This window comes from uncultured Abyssibacter sp. (assembly GCF_964000955.1).
Classification (GTDB): domain Bacteria; phylum Pseudomonadota; class Gammaproteobacteria; order Nevskiales; family OUC007; genus Abyssibacter.
The window spans coordinates 1-4,338 of the sequence record NZ_CAXFCL010000231.1 but is presented as its reverse complement, the minus strand read 5'-3'; the positions used below and the strand labels follow the sequence as shown (position 1 = coordinate 4,338).

The following is a 4,338-nucleotide window of genomic DNA, read 5'->3' as shown; positions in this document are numbered from 1 at the left end:
TGATCATGTCCTTCTTGCGGTCGACGTGATAGACGTAGCCGTCCTCGTCGGCGTAGCCCACGTCGCCGGTGTGGTGCCAGCCATGTTCGCTGGCCTCGGCGGTGGCCTCGGGGTTCTTGTAGTAACCGGCCATGATCATGCTGCCGTTGACGACGATCTCGCCGGGCTGGCCGGGCGGCAGCAGGTTGCCGTCGTCATCCATGATCGCCAGTCGCGTGAGCATGGTGGTGCGTCCGCAGCTCCACAGGCGTTTCTTCAGCGACGGGTTGGTCAGGGCGTCGACATGTTCCTGCGCGCTCAGCATGGTGCAGAACATCGGCGCCTCGGCCTGGCCGTAGCTCTGGACCATGACCGGGCCGAACACGTCCAGGGCCTCGCTCAGCTTGTCCGCCGCCATCGGTGCCGCCGCGTAGAGAAAGCACTTGAGTGAGCTGTAGTTGAACTCCCGAACGCGCGGGTGAGACAGCATCATGTAGATCGCGGTCGGCGGCAGGAACAGGTGCGTCACCTTGTGTCGCTCGATCGCCTGCATCACGTCCAGCGGGTCGAAATGGTCGAGCACCACCGTCGTTGCCCCGGCCGGGATCAGTGTCATCGCCAGCACGCCCGCGGCATGTGTCATCGGCGCGCTGACCAGATGCACCGGTGGCGTGCTCGGGTCCTGGTGAATCCAGAACGTGGCGATCATGGTTTCCCAGACGCGGTGGTTCCAGATCACGCCCTTGGGTCGACCGGTGGTGCCGCCGGTCGACAGGATCGAGACCTTGCGCTCCGGATCGTCGGGGACGGTCGGCACTTCGCCATCGCCGGTCTGGATGAAGTCGGGCAGGGCCGTGATGCCCGGCTGCGCCTGATCGATGCCGATCACATGCCGCAGCGTGGATACCTGGGCGCGAAACGCTGGCACGTCCTTCATCAGTGCCGAGTGCACGAACAGGCCCTCGCATTCGGTGTTGTTGAGGATGTAGGCATTCTCCTCGACCGCGTTGCGGGCGTTCAGCGGCACCCAGGTCCGGCCGGCCGCGAAGACCGCCAGCACGCAGAGAAACGCGTCGACGTTGTTGGGGCTGTAGATCGCGATGTGCGCGTTGTCGGAAAAGTTGGCGTCGATCGCCGATGCGATCTCGGCGATGCGGGTCTGCGCCTCGCCGAAGCTGTACTCGTGTTCGTCCGACAGAAAGGCCGTGCGCATCGGAAAGCGCTCCGCCGCCCGCAGAAATCCATCGTAAATCCGCATGATCGTCCGTCTCCTCGTGTCCGGGGTGCTTGCCTGATCCCTCTGGACGCTCACATTATTCGGCGTCGGTGGTGGCTAACCCATTCCAACGGGTGGGGCGGGTGGCCAGGTGCCGGCGCAACGTGTGACGGACCAAGGGCCGATTCAGAACAGGCCCGGCCCATGACAACGAGGAGACAACAGGGATGGCACAAACCGCCCGACGCTGGTATCTCGCCAAGCACGCGAATGCCGATATCGAAGCCGATACCTTCGAGTTTCGCGAGGAGCCGATCCCCGCCCTGAAGGATGGCGAGATGCTCGTCCGCTCGATCTACCTGTCGCTGGACGCGACCAACCGCGTGTGGATCAGCACCTGGGACCAGTACATGGACCCGGTGAACCCCGGCGAGCCCATGCGCGGATTCGTCTGCGGCGAGGTCGTCGAGTCGAAAAACCCCGCCTTCCAGGCCGGTCAGATCGTTGCCGGCATGCACAGCTGGTCGGACTACTTCGTCACCGATGGCGCCACGTTCTCGGCCTTTCCGGCGCTGCCCGGCATCGACCTGAGCGAGGCCTTCGGCACGCTGGCGATCGCCGGGCCGACAGCCTATGTGGGGCTGATCAATGTCGGCGAGGTCAAGGCTGGCGAGACGGTGGTCGTCTCCGCTGCGGCCGGCGCGGTGGGGATGATGGTCGGGCAGATCGCCAAGCTGAAAGGCTGTCGCACCATCGGCATCGCGGGTGGTCCGGAAAAATGCGCGCGGCTCACCGAGGAATTCGGTTACGACGAGGCCATCGACTATCGCAACGAGGACGTCGCCGCGCGGCTCAAGGCGCTGGCGCCGGACGGCATTGATCTGCTCTACGAGAACGTCGGCGGGCAGATTCTCGACGCCGGCCTGGCGGCCATGAAGAACTTCGGTCGCGTCGTCATCTGCGGACTGATCTCGACCTACAACCAGTCCGGCGGCCCGGTGCCGGGTCCGTACATGTTCCGCAATGTGATCATGCGCCGGCTGCGGATCGAGGGCTTCGTGATCCTCGACTATGTGGAGGAAATGCCGGGCATCCTTCAGGAACTGGCCGGTTGGATGATGGAGGGCAAGCTGCACTTCCGGGTTCACGTCGTCGACGGCCTGGAGCAGGCCCCGGATGCGTTGAAGATGCTCTACACCGGTGCGAACCAGGGCAAGCTCATGGTTCGCATCGGCAACGAGCCCGGCTGACATGCTGGGCTCCGCGCTGGGAAGAAGGGTGGCCGACCTGAGTCCGGCCTCGACGGATAGCGACTCGGCGCCGGCGGGGCTGATCTCCCGGCGACGGCCGCTGGAACGGCTGCTGCGCTCCGGGGCGCGGATTCTGGTCGTGCAGGCGCCGGCCGGCTTCGGCAAGACGGTGCTGTTGCAGCAATACGCCGATACCTGCCGGTCGCGGGGTGATCGCGTGGCCTGGGTCCGGGTCGACGCGCAGGCCTACGATCCGGGGCCGTTTCTGGAGATGCTGGCCAACACCCTGACCGGGGGTGACTTCCCGGCGCAGTCCCGCTCCGGACCTCGCTCGGTGCCGGAGCTGGCGGAGCTGCTCAACGCGCCGGGGCGCCGCACGCTGCTGGTGCTCGACAACTTCGAACACAGCATGTCGCCGGCGATCGACAGTCTGTTCGCCCAGCTGCTGCGGGAGCTGCCGCGCAGCGTGCAGCTGTGCATCGGCACGCGGGTGGTGCCCAGCCGGCGGCTGATCGCCATGCAGGTGACCGGCGACACCGAAGTCATCGACGAGACGTTCCTGGCGTTCTCGCCCGGCGAGACATTCGAGTTCTTCCAGGGCTCGCCCGGCATGCAGCCGGTGCAGGTCGCGGAGATTCACGAGTGGACCAACGGCTGGCCCGTGGCGCTGCAATGCGTGCGCCTGTGTCTCAGCCGCGGGCGGATGCGTCGGTCGGAGGCCGTGTCGGATCGCGGCATCACCCGCGAGCTGATCGACTTTCTGACCACCGAGGTATTGGAAAACCTCGACCCGGAGCTGCGCGATTTCCTGCTGGAGATCTGCCTGCCCGAGCGGTTGAACGCGGAGTTGGTGGAGCATCTGACCGGTCGCGAGGACAGCGCCGAGGCGCTGCGCGCCATTGAGCATGCGGGGCTGTTCCTCAGTCCACTGGGTCCGCAGTCCGAGTGGGTGCGGTTTCACAACCTGTTCCGGCGCTGCCTGCTCGCGCGTCTGCAGCGCGATCTGCCGCATAGCGTGATCGCGCAGCGGCACGTCGATGTCGCGAACTGGCTGATCGATCAGGGCCGGCAGGAGGATGCGGTCGAGCATCTGCTTGCCGCCGGTCGCAGTGAAACCGCGGCCGGGCTGCTCGACGGCATCATCAACCAGTTCGTGGTCCGCGAGCAGCTGGAGCTGATCGAGCGCTATGTCGACCGGATTCCCGATGACGTGTTGCTGCGCTTCCGCTCGCTGACGGCCGCGGCGATCATCGCCTACGGATTCCGACGTTCCTTCGAGCGCGCCAACGCGCTGGTCGAGCAGCTGCATGCGGCGGTGGGTGACGATGCCGATGTCACCGAACTGGCGGAGCTGAATTTCGCTCACCTGTTCATGCTGGCGGCGCAGGACCGGTTCGACGAGCTGAATGAGCTGTCGGAGCGGACCTGGGCGCAGACCAGCGAGGACGACGCGTTCAAGCGCGGGGTCTGTCTCAACGCCCAGTCGATCTGGCTCACCGGTCAGGCCCGCTTCGAGGAAGTGCAGCAGCGCCTCGAACTCGCGCGTTCGCTGCACGAGAAGTCAGGCCACTACATGGGCTTGGGCTATTGCGAAGCCATTCACAGCATGGCGCTGTCATCGCAGGGTCGCATCCCCGAGGCCGGTCGCCGGCTGGCCAATGCGATGCAGGTCATCGAGCGCGGCGCGGTTGGCGGCGTGTCCGGCGGATCGGTGCTGGCGGCCTACATGGCCGAGCATGCCTATGAGAACAACGAGCTTGATCAGGCCACGCAGCTGCTGGATGACTTCGGCGCGCTGATCGAGCAGCACGGCATTGTCGATCCGCTGGCGACCAGCCTGCCGGTCGGTTCCCGGATCGCCCGGGCCCGCGGTGATTTCGCGGAGATGGAGTC

3 protein-coding genes are annotated in these 4,338 nt (G+C 65.8%); 2 read left to right on the top strand and 1 reads right to left on the bottom strand.

What is annotated here, in order from left to right:
* Positions 1–1,237: AMP-binding protein (locus tag ABNS06_RS11160; RefSeq protein WP_348674674.1), on the bottom strand; the 1,237-nt coding region annotated here is incomplete at its 3' end.
* 185 nt (positions 1,238–1,422) lie between these two features.
* Between ABNS06_RS11160 and ABNS06_RS11155 the strand changes: the two genes are divergently transcribed.
* A complete protein-coding gene (locus ABNS06_RS11155; RefSeq protein WP_348674673.1) occupies positions 1,423–2,445 on the top strand; it encodes an NADP-dependent oxidoreductase in 1,023 nt (340 codons plus the stop codon).
* 28 nt (positions 2,446–2,473) lie between these two features.
* Positions 2,474–4,338, top strand: a 1,865-nt coding sequence (locus ABNS06_RS11150; RefSeq protein WP_348674672.1) for an AAA family ATPase, incomplete at its 3' end; no start/stop codon positions are given.